This window comes from Microbacterium foliorum, assembly GCF_003367705.1.
GTDB classification, from domain to species: domain Bacteria; phylum Actinomycetota; class Actinomycetes; order Actinomycetales; family Microbacteriaceae; genus Microbacterium; species Microbacterium foliorum.
On record NZ_CP031425.1, the window covers coordinates 3,551,208 to 3,568,138 of the forward strand.

General features: G+C 66.7%; 17 protein-coding genes. 4 read left to right on the forward strand and 13 right to left on the reverse strand.

The window, feature by feature from the left end:
• Positions 1-24: 24 nt before the first annotated feature.
• Entirely contained in the window at positions 25-1,560 is a 1,536-nt protein-coding gene (locus tag DXT68_RS16765; protein ID WP_115760530.1) for a DUF7059 domain-containing protein, read from the reverse strand.
• 99 nt (positions 1,561-1,659) lie between these two features.
• Here DXT68_RS16765 and DXT68_RS16770 point away from each other — a divergent pair, with 99 nt between their 5' ends.
• The 4 genes from DXT68_RS16770 to trxA all read left to right on the forward strand — a co-directional run bounded on the left by DXT68_RS16770 (position 1,660) and on the right by trxA (position 6,930).
• A complete protein-coding gene (locus DXT68_RS16770) occupies positions 1,660-3,870 on the forward strand; it encodes a DUF6049 family protein (RefSeq protein WP_052677704.1) in 2,211 nt (736 codons plus the stop codon).
• A complete protein-coding gene (gene murJ / locus DXT68_RS16775; RefSeq protein WP_045253995.1) occupies positions 3,863-5,476 on the forward strand; it encodes a murein biosynthesis integral membrane protein MurJ in 1,614 nt (537 codons plus the stop codon). The genes DXT68_RS16770 and murJ overlap by 8 nt, the downstream gene beginning before the upstream one ends.
• Before the next feature lie 88 nt (positions 5,477-5,564).
• Positions 5,565-6,539 carry a thioredoxin-disulfide reductase gene (gene trxB / locus DXT68_RS16780; protein WP_045254081.1) on the forward strand — a complete coding sequence of 325 codons (975 nt, stop codon included), beginning with the start codon at positions 5,565-5,567 and terminating at the stop codon, positions 6,537-6,539.
• Between the two features lie 67 nt (positions 6,540-6,606).
• On the forward strand, positions 6,607-6,930 hold the full coding sequence (gene trxA / locus DXT68_RS16785; protein WP_045253996.1) for a thioredoxin: 324 nt from the start codon (positions 6,607-6,609) through the stop codon (positions 6,928-6,930).
• A gap of 120 nt (positions 6,931-7,050) precedes the next feature.
• Here trxA and DXT68_RS16790 read toward each other — a convergent pair whose 3' ends face one another.
• The 12 genes from DXT68_RS16790 to rpmH form a co-directional block, all read right to left on the reverse strand.
• Entirely contained in the window at positions 7,051-7,578 is a 528-nt protein-coding gene (locus DXT68_RS16790) for a GrpB family protein (protein WP_052677705.1), read from the reverse strand.
• 8 nt (positions 7,579-7,586) lie between these two features.
• The gene (locus DXT68_RS16795) at positions 7,587-7,922 is read right to left on the reverse strand and encodes a hypothetical protein (RefSeq protein ID WP_045253998.1); all 336 of its coding nucleotides are present in this window, start codon (positions 7,920-7,922) and stop codon (positions 7,587-7,589) included.
• 9 nt (positions 7,923-7,931) lie between these two features.
• Positions 7,932-9,380 (reverse strand): sugar porter family MFS transporter, encoded by a 1,449-nt coding sequence (locus DXT68_RS16800; protein ID WP_045253999.1) that lies wholly within the window; start codon positions 9,378-9,380, stop codon positions 7,932-7,934.
• A 62-nt stretch (positions 9,381-9,442) separates the two neighbouring features.
• The gene (locus DXT68_RS16805) at positions 9,443-10,405 is read right to left on the reverse strand and encodes a ParB/RepB/Spo0J family partition protein (RefSeq protein ID WP_174233224.1); all 963 of its coding nucleotides are present in this window, start codon (positions 10,403-10,405) and stop codon (positions 9,443-9,445) included.
• Complete coding sequence (locus DXT68_RS16810) at positions 10,405-11,280, reverse strand: ParA family protein (protein WP_174233225.1); 876 nt, start codon at positions 11,278-11,280, stop codon at positions 10,405-10,407. The genes DXT68_RS16805 and DXT68_RS16810 overlap by 1 nt, the downstream gene beginning before the upstream one ends.
• A gap of 447 nt (positions 11,281-11,727) precedes the next feature.
• The gene (locus DXT68_RS16815; protein WP_244918549.1) at positions 11,728-12,213 is read right to left on the reverse strand and encodes an ATP-binding protein; all 486 of its coding nucleotides are present in this window, start codon (positions 12,211-12,213) and stop codon (positions 11,728-11,730) included.
• Between the two features lie 1,346 nt (positions 12,214-13,559).
• Entirely contained in the window at positions 13,560-14,183 is a 624-nt protein-coding gene (gene rsmG, locus DXT68_RS16820) for a 16S rRNA (guanine(527)-N(7))-methyltransferase RsmG (protein ID WP_045254002.1), read from the reverse strand.
• A gap of 34 nt (positions 14,184-14,217) precedes the next feature.
• Positions 14,218-14,709, reverse strand: coding sequence for a Jag family protein (locus tag DXT68_RS16825; RefSeq protein ID WP_045254003.1), 492 nt, complete (start codon positions 14,707-14,709; stop codon positions 14,218-14,220).
• On the reverse strand, positions 14,706-15,776 hold the full coding sequence (gene yidC / locus DXT68_RS16830) for a membrane protein insertase YidC (protein WP_045254004.1): 1,071 nt from the start codon (positions 15,774-15,776) through the stop codon (positions 14,706-14,708). The genes DXT68_RS16825 and yidC overlap by 4 nt, the downstream gene beginning before the upstream one ends.
• Before the next feature lie 3 nt (positions 15,777-15,779).
• Positions 15,780-16,130, reverse strand: coding sequence for a membrane protein insertion efficiency factor YidD (gene yidD / locus DXT68_RS16835; protein WP_045254005.1), 351 nt, complete (start codon positions 16,128-16,130; stop codon positions 15,780-15,782).
• Complete coding sequence (gene rnpA / locus DXT68_RS16840; RefSeq protein ID WP_082068911.1) at positions 16,127-16,471, reverse strand: ribonuclease P protein component; 345 nt, start codon at positions 16,469-16,471, stop codon at positions 16,127-16,129. Before rnpA ends, yidD begins: the two co-directional genes overlap by 4 nt.
• Before the next feature lie 6 nt (positions 16,472-16,477).
• Positions 16,478-16,615 (reverse strand): 50S ribosomal protein L34, encoded by a 138-nt coding sequence (gene rpmH / locus DXT68_RS16845; RefSeq protein WP_022889115.1) that lies wholly within the window; start codon positions 16,613-16,615, stop codon positions 16,478-16,480.
• Between the last annotated feature and the right edge of the window lie 316 nt (positions 16,616-16,931).

Below are 16,931 nucleotides of genomic sequence, written 5' to 3' on the forward strand. Positions count from 1 at the left end.
CGCATGGATGTCGGTGGGTATTCCCTACCGACCACCCGCCACGAGAAGGCCGTCGAGGATGAGCTGTCGGATGCGCGGTTCGAGGTCCGCCCAGAGGTCGGCGAGCGGCACCTCGAACAGGTCGGCGAGCGCCGCGACGATCTGCATGACGGTGAGGTCGCCGTCGCACGCGCCCACGAACGCGGCGAGCGCAGGGTCGACCGTGAGCGTTCTCGAGAACCCCCCGCCCTGGCGCAGCTCGATGATGCTGGGGTCGTCGTTGCCCGGCAGCAGGTGGCGGGCTTCGGTGACATCCGCCGCGGTCAGCAGCATCGACGGGATGCCTCCGGCCAGCAGGTCGTGTGCGGCGAGGCCGTCGCGCAGCGCGCTCCCGACGTTCGACACCGGCTGCGGCAGCCGCTCGAGCCTGCGCAGCCGAGCACCGGCGTACGCGGGACGTCGGATCAGGATGTACCCGAAGCCGACAGCGGTCACCCCGCGTGCGGCGAAGTCGTCGAGCCAGGCGCGCAGCAGCGGGGTGAAGGCGGCATCCCGTGGCGTCGTGCCGCCGTCGCGGATCCAGAGCTCGGCGTACGCGAGAGGGGTCAGCTCCTCGCGCTGCACGACCCACAGGTCGAGCTCGTCGGGAACCCAGGACGACACCCGATCGAGTCCCGCTCGACCGGTCAGCGCCCGCTGCCCTCCGCGGGACTCCCAGTTGCCGAGCAGCTGCGCCGAGCCGCCGGGCGTGAGGTGCTGCGGAGCGGTGGCGATGAACTGCTCCACCAGAGCGTCACCGACGAGGCCGCCGTCACGGTACTCGTACTCCGGCACACCCTCGGCGCGAGGGGTGATGACGAACGGCGGGTTCGACACGATCAGGTCGAAGGTCTCTCCGGCGACCGGCTCGAACATGCTGCCGAGGCGGAACTCGATGCTCGACACCCCGTTCAGCTGCGCGTTCAGCTCCGCGAAGGCGAGAGCCCTCGCCGAGATGTCGGTGGCGACGACCGAGCGGGCGTGCCGGGCGACCAGGAGGGCCTGGATGCCGCATCCGGTGCCCAGATCGAGCGCGCGGTCGACCTCGATCGGCATCACGATCTCGGCGAGCGTGCGAGAAGCGCCGCCGACGCCGAGCACGTGGTCGGCGGGCAGGGCACCGTCGAGTGCCGCCTCATCGAGATCGCTGGCGATCCACCATTCGCCGAAACCGTCGGCATCCACGAACGACTGCGGTCGCAGCAGAGCGGTCGGGATCACGGATGCCGCGTCCACCCGCGCCAGTCCGAGAGCCACGAGGCCGTCCACGCCGAGGGTCGGCAGCGCCGCGTCGACCGCCGCCAGGGGCTGCGGCATCCCGAGCACCAGCAGGCGGCCGAGGGTCGCGAGAGGTCCGTCGTCCTGCGCGATCGAGCGCAGGATCGGCTCCCTCAGGCCGCGCGCGAGCGCGTCGTCCTCTTCTTCTCCCCACAGCCGGCGCAGTGGCTCCGAGCGCAGGTCTGCGGCGTCGAGGTCGGCCGCGAGCGCGGCGCTGTGGATCGGATCTGGCACAGGGAACGGGGTGTCGGACACGGCCGTCACTCTACGCGTCTTCAGGGTTCTCCTCCCGCGGGCCACTTAGAATCACAAGGTCAACACTCACGAGCAGCCTGAGATCCCCGGCGTTCGAGGAAGACTTCCATGACCGCGACCACCCCCGAGAACGGCCACCGCACGCGCCTGCAGCGCGTCGCGAGCGGATCCGTCATCCCGGCGATCGTTCTCGGCCTGTGCGCCACGGGAACGGGCAGCGCGGTCGCTGCGACCGATGCCGACGCGGACGACGCGCCCGCCATCGAACTGATCCTCTCTGCGGGCGTGCGTGGCGCGATCGCCCCCGGCAGCGGCACCACCGCGTCGCTGACCGTGCAGAACGACGAGTCGTCGTCGCTCTCTGCCGGTCGCGTCACCGTCGAGATCAACCGCACCGCTCTGTCGAGCCCCGCCGCAGTGACCTCCTGGCTCGACGATGACGAGGTGACGGGCGATTTCGACGAGCTCGGCACCGACGCCACGGGAGCGGTGGACGCCGAGTCAGCAGCGACCACGACCATCGCCGTTCCCCCCGAAGCACTGGCCGACCTGGCACCCGGCGTCTACCCGCTGCGTGCCACGCTCAGCGGCGCGCAGACGCAGGGACAGAGCGACTCGGATGCCGTGACATCGACCTCCGTGCTGGTGGTCACCGCGACGCCGAATCCTCCCATCGCGGTGATCGTGCCGATCACGGCCACCCCCGCCCGCGGCGCCCTGCTGACCTCGGAGGAGCTGACGGTGCTCACCGCACCCGACGGTGCGCTCACCGCGGCGATCGACGGGGTCAGAGGCACAGGCGCCATCCTCGCGATCGACCCCGCGATCACCGCCGCCGTCAACGTGCTCGGCTCGACGGCGCCGCAGAGCGCCCGGGAATGGCTGCGCCAGCTCGATGAACTGCCCAACGACCGCTTCGCCCTGCAGTTCGGCGACGCGGATGCGACCACTCAGGCGCAGGCCGGACTCCCCTCACTGCTGCAGCCGACCTCGCTGCTGCCGTTCGTGAACCCGAGCGACTTCGTCACCCCTGCGGGCGCGACGCCCTCCGACGCCCCGACGCCCTCGCCCTCGTCGTCGGGCACGCCCAGCCCGTCGCCCGGCAGCCCGAGCATCCCCAGCGATGCCGATCTGCGTGCGGTCGACGGAGCGACCGCGGGCGTGCTGTGGCCGCGCAGCGACGTCACCGCGGCCGATCTCGACGCCTTCGCCGGCTACGTCGGAGACGGTGGCGTCACGATCCTCTCCTCCGCCAGTCTCGGCGGCGCTGCCGGAGCTCGAGCCACCGCAGGCACCAGCGACATCCTCGTCTCGGACACCGCCGCGTCTGACGCCCTCTCCGACGCCGCGAGCGAGAACGATGCCGCGTCCCGCCAGCGACTGCTCTCCGAGGCCACCGCGCAGGTGTACCTCTCGGCGCTCCCCAACCCCGCCACGCCCCTCCTCGTGGGGCTCGATCGCGACGACACCCGCTCGGCCGACGCCCTGCGCGAGGCGATCGCCGCCGTCGACTCCCCCGGTTTCGGGCTCACCGAGGTCCTCGCGACGCCCAGCGTCCCCGTCTCTCTCGTGGCGGAACCGGACACCTCGCGTGGCGCCGCCCTGCAGCGGATGCTCGCCGACGAGGTCGTCCTCGACGATTTCGCCTCGATCCTCGACGATCGGCAGCTGCTGCTGAGCCCCAAGCGCATCCAGATCCTCCGTGCGACCGCCGTGGGCCTGACCGCGAAGAAGTTCGACGAGGCGACCGCTGCGGTGCACATCGCGACGACCGCCACGCTCGACGCCGTGGACATCCCGCCGTCCAGCACCATCCAGCTGCTCACGGCCAACGCCGATCTGCCGTTCTCGGTGCGCAACGATCTGCCGTGGCCGGTGAACGTGATGCTCTCGGTGCGTCCGAGCGATCCGCGTCTCGACGTGCAGAAGGTCACGGCGGCGACCATCCAGCCCAATTCGAACGGCAGAGTGAAGGTGCCCGTATCGGCGCGAGTGGGCAGCGGTGAGGTCACGCTGACCCTTGAACTGTCGAGCCCGACGGGCGTGCAGATCAGCCAGCCCGAGCGGGTCCGCGTCTCGGTGCGGGCCGAATGGGAGACCATCGGCCTCGCCCTGTTCGGCGGACTGATCGTGCTTCTGCTCAGCGTCGGCGTGATCCGCACGGTGCGCCGCCGTCGTCGCGAGAGCGACGCAGAGGCGGGCGTCGAGACGGATGCCGCCGATCCCCACGAGGCCGACGACGTGCCCGAGACGGTCGGCAGTGTCGAGAACGTCGACGACGTCGATGGGCGCAGAGCCCGCGAGGAGCGCGATGAGTAGCCTCGGCCGTGCCAGCGCCGTGATCGCCGCAGGCACCATGGTGTCTCGAGTCACGGGTCTGCTGCGGAGCATCGTCCTGGTCGGAGTGCTGGGTTCCATCTCCCAGGCGGCCGACGCATTCACGGTGGCCAACCAGCTCCCCAACAGCGTCTTCCAACTGATCTCTGTCGGCGTGCTGACCGCAGTCATCGTCCCGCAGATAGTCAAGGCCACAGCGAAGCCCGACGGCGGCGGTCCGTTCATCTCCAAGCTGTTCACCCTCGGCGTCGTGGTGCTGCTCGTCTGCACCGCGATCGCCATGGTCGCGGCACCGGGCCTGGTGTGGCTCGCCACATCCGAAAAGCAGCAGGAGCTACGCGCGCTGGCCATCGCCTTCGCCTACTGGTGTCTGCCGCAGATCCTCTTCTACGGCGTCTACGCGCTCCTCGGTGAGACTCTGAACGCCCGCCGCGTCTTCGGCCCCTTCACCTGGGCACCTGTCATCAACAACATCGTGTCGATCGCCGGCTTCCTCGCCCTCGGCGCCGTGTTCCACGAGGTGCCCCGGAGCGCCGCCTCCTGGACTCCCCAGATGGTCGCGATGCTCGGAGGCACAGCGACGCTCGGCATCGCTCTCCAGGCCCTCGTGCTCCTGGTGTTCTGGAGACGTACGGGACTGTCCCTCCGTCCCGACTTCCGCTGGCGCGGCGCGGGTCTCGGCACGGTGGGTCGGCTCGCGGGGTGGACGATGCTGATGGCGCTCGCAGGGATCGCCGCCGGCTTCTTCCAGAGCAGCGTCGCCACCACCGCCTCCGGTGCCGGGGCGTCCTCCACCGTCCTGGCGAACGCCTGGCTGGTCTTCATGCTCCCGTACTCGGTCATCGTGCTGTCCATCGGCACTCCGTACTTCACGCAGATCAGCGAGCATGCGGCGGCCGGCCGCCACGACGAGGTGCGCGCGGACATCACCCGCAGCATCCGCACTCTGGTGTTCTTCATCATGGCGGCCATCGCCGCGGTCGCCGCCGCCACCTTCCCGGCGTCTCGCGTCTTCTCGAGCAATCTGAACGAGGCCTTCGGCGCCGCGCCGGTGCTCATCGCCTATCTCATCGGCCTGCTCCCGCTCACGATCCTCTTCATCGTCCAGAGGACGTTCTACGCCTACGACGACACGCGTACGCCGTTCTGGTTCACGATCTTCCAGTGCGCTCTCGTCGTCGGCACCGCGCTGCTGGCCTCGCTGCTCTACTCTCTTGACGTCATCCCCGTGACACTGCTCGCCGCCGGGGTCGCACTCGGACAGTCGATCGCGAGCGCAGTTCAGACCGTGATCGCCATCTGGCTGCTGCACCGCAAGATCGGGGGTCTGCAGATCGGCTCGTGGATGAGCGCGATCGGCCGGTTCGCGGTGGCTGCCGTACCTGCTGGTCTGGCCGGATGGGGAGTCTTCCTGCTGCTCGGCGGCACCGCAGGCTGGACCATGAGCGGCCAGCTCCTCGGCGCGATCGGCACCTGCATCATCGGAGCCGTGGTCGTGGTCGTCTACATCGGCATCCTGGCCCTGATGCGCGCTCCGGAGCTCACGGTCGCCGGCTCGATGCTGCGCCGCTTCCTGCCGGGCCGCTGACCGCCCACGCGCGGGAATGTCGCGCGGTTACCATTGGTTGAAGCAGTCGAACGTCTTTCGGCGTCTCAGCATCTACGACGGAGAGCACATGCGTCAGGTCATCATCATCGGTTCCGGTCCCGCCGGATTCACCGCCGCCATCTACGCGGCGCGCGCGAACCTCAAGCCGCTGCTCATCGCGAGCACCGTCGAGGTCGGCGGAGAGCTGATGAACACCACCGAGGTCGAGAACTACCCGGGCTTCCCTGAGGGGATCCAGGGGCCGGAGCTCATGGCCAAATTCCAGGAGCAGGCCGAGAAGTTCGGCACCGAGGTCGTCTACGACGATGTCACCGAGCTCGATCTCGACGGCACCGTCAAGAAGGTCACGCTCGGCAGCGGAACGGTGCACGAGGCCCAGACGCTGATCTACGCGACCGGCTCGGCGTACCGCAAGCTCGGCATCGAGGGCGAAGAGCGCCTGTCCGGCTACGGCGTCTCGTGGTGCGCCACGTGCGACGGGTTCTTCTTCCGCGAGAAGACGATCGCGGTCGTCGGCGGCGGGGACTCGGCCATGGAGGAGGCGACCTTCCTCACCCGCTTCGCCGACAAGGTCTACGTCATCCACCGCAAGGACACGCTGCGCGCCTCGAAGATCATGCAGGAGCGCGCCTTCGCGAACGAGAAGATCGAGTTCGTCTGGAACAGCGAGGTCGCCGAGATCCTCGGCGGTGACGCCGTCTCGGGAGTGCAGCTGCGCAACACGGTCGACGGCACACTCAGCGATCTGGCCCTCGACGGCCTGTTCATCGCGATCGGCAACGACCCGCGCACGCACCTCGTGCACGACAAGCTCGAGCTGACCGCCGAGGGGACCATCTGGGTCGACGGCCGCTCGTCGAAGACCTCGGTTCCCGGGGTTTTCGCGGCCGGCGACGTGATCGACCCGACCTACCGTCAGGCGATCACCGCTGCCGGATCGGGCACGGTCGCGGCTCTCGACGCCGAGCACTTCCTCGCCGATCTCGAAGACGCCTCCGTCGAGGTCCCGGCCGCGGAAGCCGCCGAGATCCTCACGGCCTGAGCGGTCGGGAACAGTTTCACGACGCCTGCTGTTGTAGTAGGCGAACCTCGAACAAGGAGAAACTCTGATGAGTGCAAAGGCTACGAGCCAGGCGACCTGGGAGCAGGACGTTCTGCAGGCCGAAGGTCCCGTCCTCGTGGACTTCTGGGCCGAGTGGTGCGGACCGTGTCGCATGGTCGCCCCCGTTCTGGACCAGATCCAGGCGGACAACCCCGACAAGATCACCATCCTCAAGCTGAACGTGGACGAGAACCCGCAGCTGGCGATGAAGTACCAGATCACCTCGATCCCCGCGATGAAGGTGTTCCAGGGCGGTGAGGTCAAGACGACCATCATCGGCGCCAAGCCGAAGCCCGCTCTCGAGAAGGACCTCGCCGCTTTCATCGGCTGATCAGGATCTTTCACGGCCGCCACCCTCCGAGGGTGGCGGCCTTTCCTGTATGCGGATCCGCCCGTCCCTCGTGCGCGGACGCTGCTTCGCGCTCCCGTCCTCCGGGAGCGGCCGCCGCGGCTACTTGTCGGAGACCGGCACGGAGGGCAGTCCCTGAGCCGCGCGAGCGCGGTCGACGATCTCCTGGATGACCGGTGTCTTCGCGGCGTTGTACTCCGACGTCCCTCGGGCTGCGGCCGCGACGGCGTCGCATTTCGCGTGCACGTAGAGGTCGGCGTCGTCGGGATGCGACCGCAGCCAGTCACGCAGGATGCGCTGGTGCACGGCATCCCAGTCCCCGGCCGTGAAGAAGTGCGCGATCGCGACCCGAGCGCCCTCACGCTCGCGGATCATGACCGGATGCGAGCGGACAGCGCTCCCGCGCCGCCACCCTCCGGCCTCCAGCGCCGGCTGGTGCGCGTCGAAGTCATCGATGTCCCGGATCCTCACCGCGAGGTCGATGATCGGCTTCGCGCGCATGCCCGGGATCGCCGTGGACCCGATGTGCTCGATGGCCCAGTCCGCGCCGGTGAGTTGCCGCAGATCCGCGGCGAACGACGTGAAACGCGCAGGCCATGACGGGTCGTACGAGACGAGCATGCGCGGCATCGGACGGATCAGGACGCGTCGGCGACCGTGGGATCCCAACGGCGGTGACGCTGTGTCTCGTCGAGCAGACGCCAGACCGCCGGGGTGAGTTCCGGATACTCCAGAGCGATCTGGCGCAGCACGCGATAGTGACGAGCCGCGTTGGGCCGCACGCCGTCGTTCGCGGTGATGTTGTCGGCCCGCAGAAGGAAGACCACGAGCTCATCGACGCTGGGGAGCTCCTCCATGAAGTCCCACGGATCCTCGCCCCCGAGAAGGCGCTCCTGGATCAGCACGGCGAGCTCGTCCGAGGCTTCGGCTCTCAGCACCTCGAGGCTGGCGCGACGGGGAACGGACTCGGTCATGCTTCCAGCCTACGTGGCCTTTCGGGTGCCCCGGCGCTCCACCTTCAACTCGTCCGTCATCTCCTCGAGCTCCTTGCCCTTGGTCTCCGGCACCTTGAAGTAGACGAAGAAGAACGACAGCAGAGCGAAGAACGCATAGAAGCCGTAGGCGAACGTGAGGCCGATGTCGGCGAAGATCGGGAACGTCGTCGAGATGAAGAAGTTCGCCGCCCACTGCGCCGCCGCGGCGACCGCGAGGGCCCCCGCGCGGATCGAGTTCGGGAAGATCTCTCCCAGAAGCACCCAGACCAGCGGGCCCCAGGTGGCTCCGAAGAACACCACGAACCCGTTGGCGCAGATCAGGGCCACCGTGGCCCAGGGGTCGGGCAGCGTCGCCGTGCCCTCGGCATCCAGCGTGCCGAACGAGAACGCGAGTGCCATCAGACCCAGCGTCACGGTCATTCCGACGGAGCCGACGAGCAGCATGATGCGGCGGCCCACCTTGTCGACGAGCAGGATCGCCACGATCGTCACCACGATGTTCGTCACCGACGTGATGACGGAGGTCAGCAGCGCGCTCGACTCGTCGAATCCGACGGACTGCCACAGCGTGGTCGAGTAGTAGAAGATGACGTTGATGCCGACGAACTGCTGGAAGACCGAGAGAAGGATGCCGACCCACACGATCGGCTTCAGGCCCAGGCGGCTGCCGCGCAGATCGCTCAGGGACTCCTTGCGCTCCGTGTCGATCGTGCTGGTGATCTCCTTGATCTTCGCCTCGACGTCGACGGCGCCGGTCACCGTATGCAGGACCTCCCCCGCCCGTTTCAGGTCGCCCTTGCGCACGAGGTACCTCGGCGACTCGGGAAGCCTCAGGGACATGAGCCCGTAGACGAGCGCGGGGATCGCCGCGACCATGAACATCCATCGCCAGGCGGTGAGCCCCCACAGCGGCTGGTCCGCCGCGCCGGCGAGGTTCGCGAGCAGGGCATCCGACAGCAGGGCCGCGAAGATGCCCGTGACGATGGCGAGCTGTTGGAGTGATCCCAGCCGGCCACGGATGGCCGCGGGAGAGACCTCGGCGATGTAGGCCGGCGCGATGACCGATGCCGCTCCGACGCCGAGTCCGCCGATCACCCGCCAGATGATGAGGTCGACCACGCTGAAGGCGAGACCGGAGCCGATGGCGGAGACGAAGAACATCGCCGCCGCGACCACCATCACGGGGATGCGTCCGCGTTTGTTCGCGATCGGCCCGGCGAACCACGCCCCGACCGCGCAGCCGATCAGCGCGGACGAGACGGCGAAGCCCTTGAGCCCGACGCCGAGGTCGAAGCCCGACGTCGTGCCCGCAAGAGCGTCGACCGCACCGTTGATCACGGCCGTGTCGAAGCCGAACAGGAAACCGCCGAGGGCGGCGGCGATGCTGACCGCGATGACGCGGCGCCGGACGCCTTCCGGATTCAATGCAGTGGCCATGGCATCCCTCTCATCATCGCGATGTCGGGAGTCTACGTCCCGTCAGCTCCTGCAGGGGCGTGTCACGCCGAACCGTAGCCCGATTCGCCGAGCTCGGTGAGAATGCGGTTCAGGTCCTGAATCGATGCGAAATCGATGATGACCTGCCCCTTTCGCGCACCCAACGAGACCTTGACCCGCGTGTTGAGACGATCGCCCAGGTTGCCCGCGACCTCGTCGAGGTACGCGCGGCGAGCACCGGGCGTCGGCTTGGCGGTGCGCGTCGTCGTGGCCGGCTCCGTCTTGGCGGCGACTTCGGTGGCGCGGACCGAGAGGTCCTCGTTCACGACCTTGTCGGCGAGGCGCTGCATGGCTTCCGGCGTATCGAGGCTGAGGATCGCACGGGCATGGCCCGCCGTCAGCACGCCGGCTGCAACGCGCTGCTGCACGGGAACCGGCAGCTTGAGCAGGCGGATCGTGTTGCTGATCTGCGGGCGGGAACGGCCGATGCGTGTGGCCAGCTCCTCTTGAGTGATGCCGAAGTCCTCCAGCAGCTGCTGGTAGGCGGAGGCTTCTTCCAACGGGTTCAGCTCAGACCTGTGCAGGTTCTCGAGAAGAGCGTCACGCAGCAGATCCTCGTCCGCCGTCTCGCGGACGACGGCGGGGATCGCGTCCAATCCCGCTTCGCGCGCGGCGCGCGTGCGCCGCTCCCCCATGATCAGCTCGTACTCGCCATCCGCGTTCTTGCGAACGACCACCGGCTGCAGCACACCGAACTCGCGCACGCTGTGCACGAGCTCCGCGAGATCGTTGGGGTCGAAGTGCGTGCGGGGCTGCCGCGGGTTCGGCACGATCTTCTGAGGGTCGATCTGGATGAGGTGGATGCCGGGCACCGCCTCGAGGTCCGCGGCGGGCTCGACCGGTGCGGTCGTCTGGTTCGGGCGCAGACTCGCTCCGGGGAAGAAGACGTCCACGGGGCGTTCCGACTGATCAGCCGTCGGAATGAGGGCGCCGATGCCCCGACCCAGTCCAGTGCGCTTCGCCATCATTTCTCCTTGCTCTGCGTCGCTGTGCGCGACGCGATCTCGACGGCGGCCTCGCGGTAGGCGACGGCGCCGGCGGATTGCCCGTCGTAGGCGATCACGGTCTGTCCGAAGCTCGGTGCCTCCGACACCCGCACGGAGCGCGGGATGACGGTGTCCAGAACCTGCTGCGGGAAGTGGGTGCGGACCTCATCGGCGACCTGCTGCGCGAGACGGGTGCGCCCGTCGAACATCGTCAGGAGGATGGTCGAGAGGTGGAGGTCCGGGTTGAGGTGCTTCTGAATCATCTGGATGCTGCCCAGCAGTTGGCTCAGTCCCTCGAGAGCGTAGTACTCGCACTGGATGGGGATGAAGACCTCACGCGCTGCGGTGAAGGCGTTGATGGTCAGGAGTCCGAGCGACGGCGGGCAGTCGATGATGACGAAGTCCATCGGGCTGTCGATGAGATACACATCGAGTGCCCGGCGAAGGCGGTGTTCACGGGCGACCTGAGCGACGAGCTCGATCTCGGCGCCGGCGAGGTGGATGGTACTGGGGGCGCAGAAGAGGTTCTCATCCTCTGGGCTCTGCTGCACGATGTCAGCGAGTGGGGTGTCTTCGATCAGCACGTCGTAGACACTCGGAGTCTCCGCGTTGTGCGGGACGCCGAGGGCGGTGGATGCGTTCCCCTGAGGATCCAGGTCGATGACGAGAACCTTCGCGCCGAGACCGGAGAGAGCGGCTGCGACGTTGACCGCGCTCGTCGTCTTGCCGACCCCGCCCTTCTGGTTCGAGACGGTGAGGATGCGAGTCTCTCCCCCGAAGTGGAGCTGCACACCTTCGAGAGCGCGTCGACGAGCGGACAGGTCGGCGATCTCCCGCGCGAGGGGTGTATCCATCCCGAAATCGCTCTTCGGTGATGCCTTTTCGGGCTGTTTCACGTGAAACATCCACTCCTTTCGGGGCCGCCTTCCACTCTAATCGCTGCGGCCGACAGTGATTGTGAGCGCCCTGGTGCATCGTGACATTCTCGGCCCGCGTCGGGAGAAGGCGCCTACATCATGTCGGTTTCGACGAAGCAGGAAAACCTCCCCTGATCGGGGATTGAGACACCGAGGGTGAACCTGTGAAATCGGTGGGGCAGCGAGCCGTTGTCCGAGACAATCGGTTCGCAGCGCACCCCGCTGACTGTTCTCCCGGCATGTCGGATGTCTCTCTCGGTCTCATCGGACGAAGAACTGAGTGCATGCGCGGAGGCGGTGTGGTCGGCTACGGCGGCGCCTCTGCGTTGTCCTGCCGGCGCGACGAATCGACTGGACCCACTCGACCAGTTTCACGTGAAACACCTACTCGAGAAGGAGCTTTTCGACGCGATCCGCGAGGCGCTCGACGGGGTCCGTCCCATCGAGTTCCATTGTGGCGCGCGTGCGGAGCAGAGGCTCGATCATGCGGAGATTGAGCCGGATGTCTCGGCGATCACTCTCAGTGCGGCCGTAGGGGTTGTTCGTCCGATGTGCGACACGTGCAAGGATCACCTCCTCGGGTGCAGACAGCAGCACCCGGTGATCGAGTCGATCGTAGAACCTCCCCTGGTTCTCCACCGTTCCCGCGACGACGACAGATGCGACAGAGTCCAACAGCTCAGAGACTCGGGGCTCATCCCACAACCCATCTGCGGTCTTCCACGGTCCATAGTCCGTGTCGATCACCCGATGGCCGCGATCCCCCAGCGCAGAGAGCAGCGTCGACTTGCCTACTCCCGACATCCCTGTGATCAGTATCCGCGGCACACCCACAGGCAATCTCGGCCGTACGGCGACGATGTGCAGCAAGTGCGACGCGCTGTCGGTGTTCCCGACATGGTGCGGTGATGCCGGCGCCGCGATCACAGCGCATTTCGGTGGGCCTCGGCCTCAGCGCACGCCCTCGATGTCATGACGCGCCGAACTATCGACCTCGACCCGGATGTTTCACGTGGAACATTCCTGTCTGTTGCGGGAGCACGCCTGCACGATCGGATGAGAACCGATCGGTGAGCGCGATGAGAAGTCGAAACCACAGCCCTGGTCGTGTCCCTCACGCTCCGCTGACTCGGGACCGAGACCTGCCGGCGGCACCGCCCTGGCCCAAAGGCCACCACAGACCGATTGCCGTCTGACCCAGACCGGTGCCGGACCAGGGAATCACCTGCGCCACGGCGAACTCCTGGGTGTCGCTAGTCACACACATCCCCGGTCTTCTTTCCACCGCGAAGCACGTCTGAGGTCACCATGCCGGGGGCGGATGATCCTCGGAACCCTCGCGGAGTGACGGCGTGCGCTCGCGCATGCTCCATCTTCAGAGCAGGATCACGTGCGTCGTGCGCTGCCGTCGTAGGCGCGCATACATCCCAGGATCCCAACCGCTATCTCAGCGACCCGACGGAACGCGCCCCCTCCACGTGGTGTGCACTCGTCGGCGACACAGCGACACGACGTCGATGTCGGATTGCACCGCCGGCGAGATGCCGAGCAGAGTGCGGCGCGGTGCATCCGCCGGCCACACCGACCGGGGGATCACTGCGGACCAGGTACTTCGGATGGCTGGACAGCGTAGTCAAACTAGTTCGGCACCTTCCGAACAGCCGCATCACCACTGAATGTTCCACGTGAAACATCATTAACGAGCAGAGCAAGTGATGTTCCACGTGAAACATGAACCTCGACTGGCAGTCGATGTTCCACGTGAAACATCGTGACGTTCGGAGTCTTGACTTCCTCCCGCTGAGCAATCCCTCACCGGTACCTGTTCGTGTCGCGGGGATGCCATGGAACATCCGCGATAGCAGTCCTTCCACCGCTCCCCCGAGACACGCGGTAGTAGCCGGACACTTCACCGAAGCGGCCGGTACAGCACGGTGTCTCCCCGTCAGTGATCCCCACCATGACCCACTGCCTCTGCGACAGTCACGCCACCATCCATCCGCATCGTTCCTGAGACCACAAGGGGAATGAGTACCTGCCGACGGCGGAAACCGGATCAACCGATCGACGATTCCGCGCCACTCGTCCCTCTGCCCAGAGCGAGCGCCACCCTCCATCACCGGCACAGTACGCGAACGCGATGGACTGAGGGGGAGTCACCCCTGGGCGCTCACATGACGACTCGCACGTCAGACGCGTGCATGTCACGACGCAGATCACCGAACGGTGGCGCGCACCACTCTGGTGATCTCAGGCAAGACGCCTTCTCCGAGCACCTCGACGCGCACATTCGACAGCCGGTACTTCTTGATCTGCTTCTGCGCCGCGTCGATCTCGTTCGCAGCGTTTATGCCCTTGAGAACAGCGAGCTCGCCGCCATCGCGCACGAGTGGCGCGGTCAGAGGCAGCAGGGTTCGCAGTGCGCTGACAGCACGAGCGGTGACCACATCGAATCCGCCGGGACGATCGACCTCTTCTGCGCGGGCGCGCACCACCTCGACGTTGTCGAGAGACAGTTCTCGCACCTGCTCGTTCAACCAGGTGATCCGTCGCTCCATCGGCTCGATGAGAGTCCAGTGCACGTCGGGGCGCGCGATCGCCAGAACCAGCCCGGGTAATCCTGCACCCGAACCGATGTCCGCAACAGAACCGTGGAAGAGCGGGGCCGCGATCACGCTGTTCAGGATGTGTCGCGTCCACAGACGCGGGAGCTCAAGAGGACCGATGAGCCCTCGCTCCTCGCCCTGATCCGCCAGCGCCGCAGTGAACTGACGGGCGATGTCGATCCGGTCGCCGAACAACTCGGCCGCGACGGCCGGTTCCGGCTCGAGAACGCTCACCGAGCGAGTCCGACCCGATGTTTCACGTGGAACATCACCGGCGACGGAGAACCGTGTGACGGTCCGCGCCCTCACCGTAAGACTCGGAAACGAGGCCCTGATCGGCAGCGATGTCGTGCACCAGCTTGCGCTCATAGCTCGACATCGCCGGAAGGGATGCCTGCGTGGCACCCTCATCCAGCTTCGCGGCGGCCGCGTTCACCAGGGTCTCGAGCTGTGCCCGGCGCGCGTCGCGCGAGCCCCCGATGTCGAGGATCAGGCGAGAGAACGAACCGGTCCGATTCTGCACAGCCAGACGGGTGAGCTCCTGCAGAGCCTGCACCGTGTCGGGTGCTGAGAGCAGAGCGAGACCGTTTCCTTCGGCTTCGACAGAGACGTAGGCACGCCCCTGGCGGACATCCAGGTTCAGATCGCCGTCGATGTCGGCGATGTCCAGCAGCTCCTCGAGGTAGTCAGCCGCGATGTCGCCCTCGTTCTCGAGCTGTGCGACCGTCGGCTCCTCGATGGCCGTGATGTTCTCCGTCATGCACCGCTCCCCTTCTTCTTCGAACGCTTCTTACCGACAGGCTGCTGACGCTTGGGAGCCTGAGCCTTGGCCTTCTCCACCTCGTCGAGCATGCGCTGCTGCTCGGCCTCGTACACCGACATCGGCACGACCTTGCCCGACGAATCGATGGCCTTGCCCTTGCGCGCCAGGCGCTCTTCACGGGCCTTCGCGGCCTCGGAACCCGGAGTCGGCATCTCGCGGATGACGAGGAACTGCTGACCCATGGTCCACAGGTTCGAGATGAACCAGTACACGACGACACCGAGCGGGAAGAAGATACCCGAGAAGATGAACCCCAGCGGCAGCACGTAGAGCATGATCTTCTGCATCTGGTACGCCTGGCCGGTCTTGGCCTCGGGCGACAGGTTCTTCGAGATGATCTGCAGCTGCGTGAAGAACTGCGAACCGATCATCAGCACGACGAGCGTGACCAGGATCACGATCGCGGTGGTGTTCCCCGCGTCCACGGCGTTGCCGAGAGTCTCGTGCAGCGAGGCGACACCGAACAGCTTCGCGTCGTAGAACTGCTCGGTGAGCTGCGCGTTGAGGAAGCCCACTCCGCCGATACCGGCATTGTGATGCTTGGTCACATCGCTCAGCACGCTGAACAGCGAGAAGAAGATCGGCATCTGCACCAGCAATGGCAGACAGCTCGACATCGGTGTCGTGCCGTGCTTCTTGTACAGCGCCATGGTCTCGCGGCTCATGGCTTCGCGAGAGAGCTGGTCCTTCTTGCCGCGATACTTCTCCTGGACTTTTCGCAGTTCAGGAGCAATTTCCATCATCTTCCGCTGGCTTTTGATCTGCTTCACGAAGAGCGGGATCAGGGCAGCGCGCACGACGATGACGAGGCCGACGATCGACAGCACCCAGGTCAGACCGGAGGCGGCCGGAAGTCCGACCGCAGTCAGCAGCCAGTGCCAGGCGACGAGAACGAGCTCGACGACCCACTTGAGCGGCCAGAGGATGGTTCCGATCAGGTCGAAGCCGCCGGAGGCAGGCGCCGGCGACGGTGTTGCGCTGGCGAACAGAAGGTCAAGACCCACCGATCAGTCCTTTCGGGAAGGGACGACGAAACCGCGAGCGGTCAGGTCATAGCGGAAGTGTTCATGCGGACGGACGTCATCGACGCCGCCATGACTCCAGGGGTTGCAACGGAGAATGCGCCACGCCGAGAACAGGGTTCCCCGCACGGCACCGTGCTGCTGCACCGCCCCTACAGCGTAAGCCGAACAGGACGGGTAGTACGCACACACATCTCCGTATATCGGAGAGATGACCTTGCGGTACCCGGTCAGGAAACCCAGTACGAGATTCCTGGGGATCAGGGGGATGCCGCGCAGCACGTCGCGCGCCTGCATGCGCCCTGTGCCGATCGACGACGCCGGTAGAGCGGTCACGGTCGCGTCTTCGCGAGTCGGTCGAGACAGCGGTTCACATCGGCACTCAGCTCGGCGAAGCTCGCGGTCGCAGACGCAGGAAGGGCACGGATGACGACATCCGTGCCCTCGGGGACCCGTGACAACGCCTCCGCACAGACGGCTTTGAGTCGCCGACGGACGGTGTTGCGCACCACTGCGGTGCCCACCTGCTTGCTGATGATGAATCCGAACCTCGCGGCTCTGCTCTCACCCGTCGTCAGCATCGATGTGACGACGCGGGCTCCGCCACAGCGTGAACCGCGTCGAACGACCAGACGATAGTCGCTCCCGCGGGTCACGCGATACGGGCGGGCGAGCACAGCGTTCTACGCGGAGAGCTCGGTGCGGCCCTTCGCGCGGCGTGCCGACAGGATGGCGCGGCCGGCGCGGGTGCGCATGCGAAGACGGAAGCCGTGCTTCTTGGCGCGACGACGGTTGTTGGGCTGGAAGGTGCGCTTGCTCATGGAATCACTCCGGGAATGCTGCCACCGGGATCATTTTGACCGGAGACATAGGGATCTGCCGTTCAGGCATAAGTCAACCGATTAAGGGTACGTCTTGGCGGCGCGCAGAGCAAATCTGCGCGCTTCGACAGGGGACGACCTGCGAGATCCGCACAGCTATTATCCACAACCCCGCGCCTGCACGTATGCGCAACACGCGCGCGGATTCCCCAGGCAGGTTGCCGTTCACAGCCGCTGTGACTACCGTGGCATCCGGAGTTATCCACAGGGTCCTGCCGTCTCGGGAACCCTCCGCACATCTGCAGCCCGGAGCGTC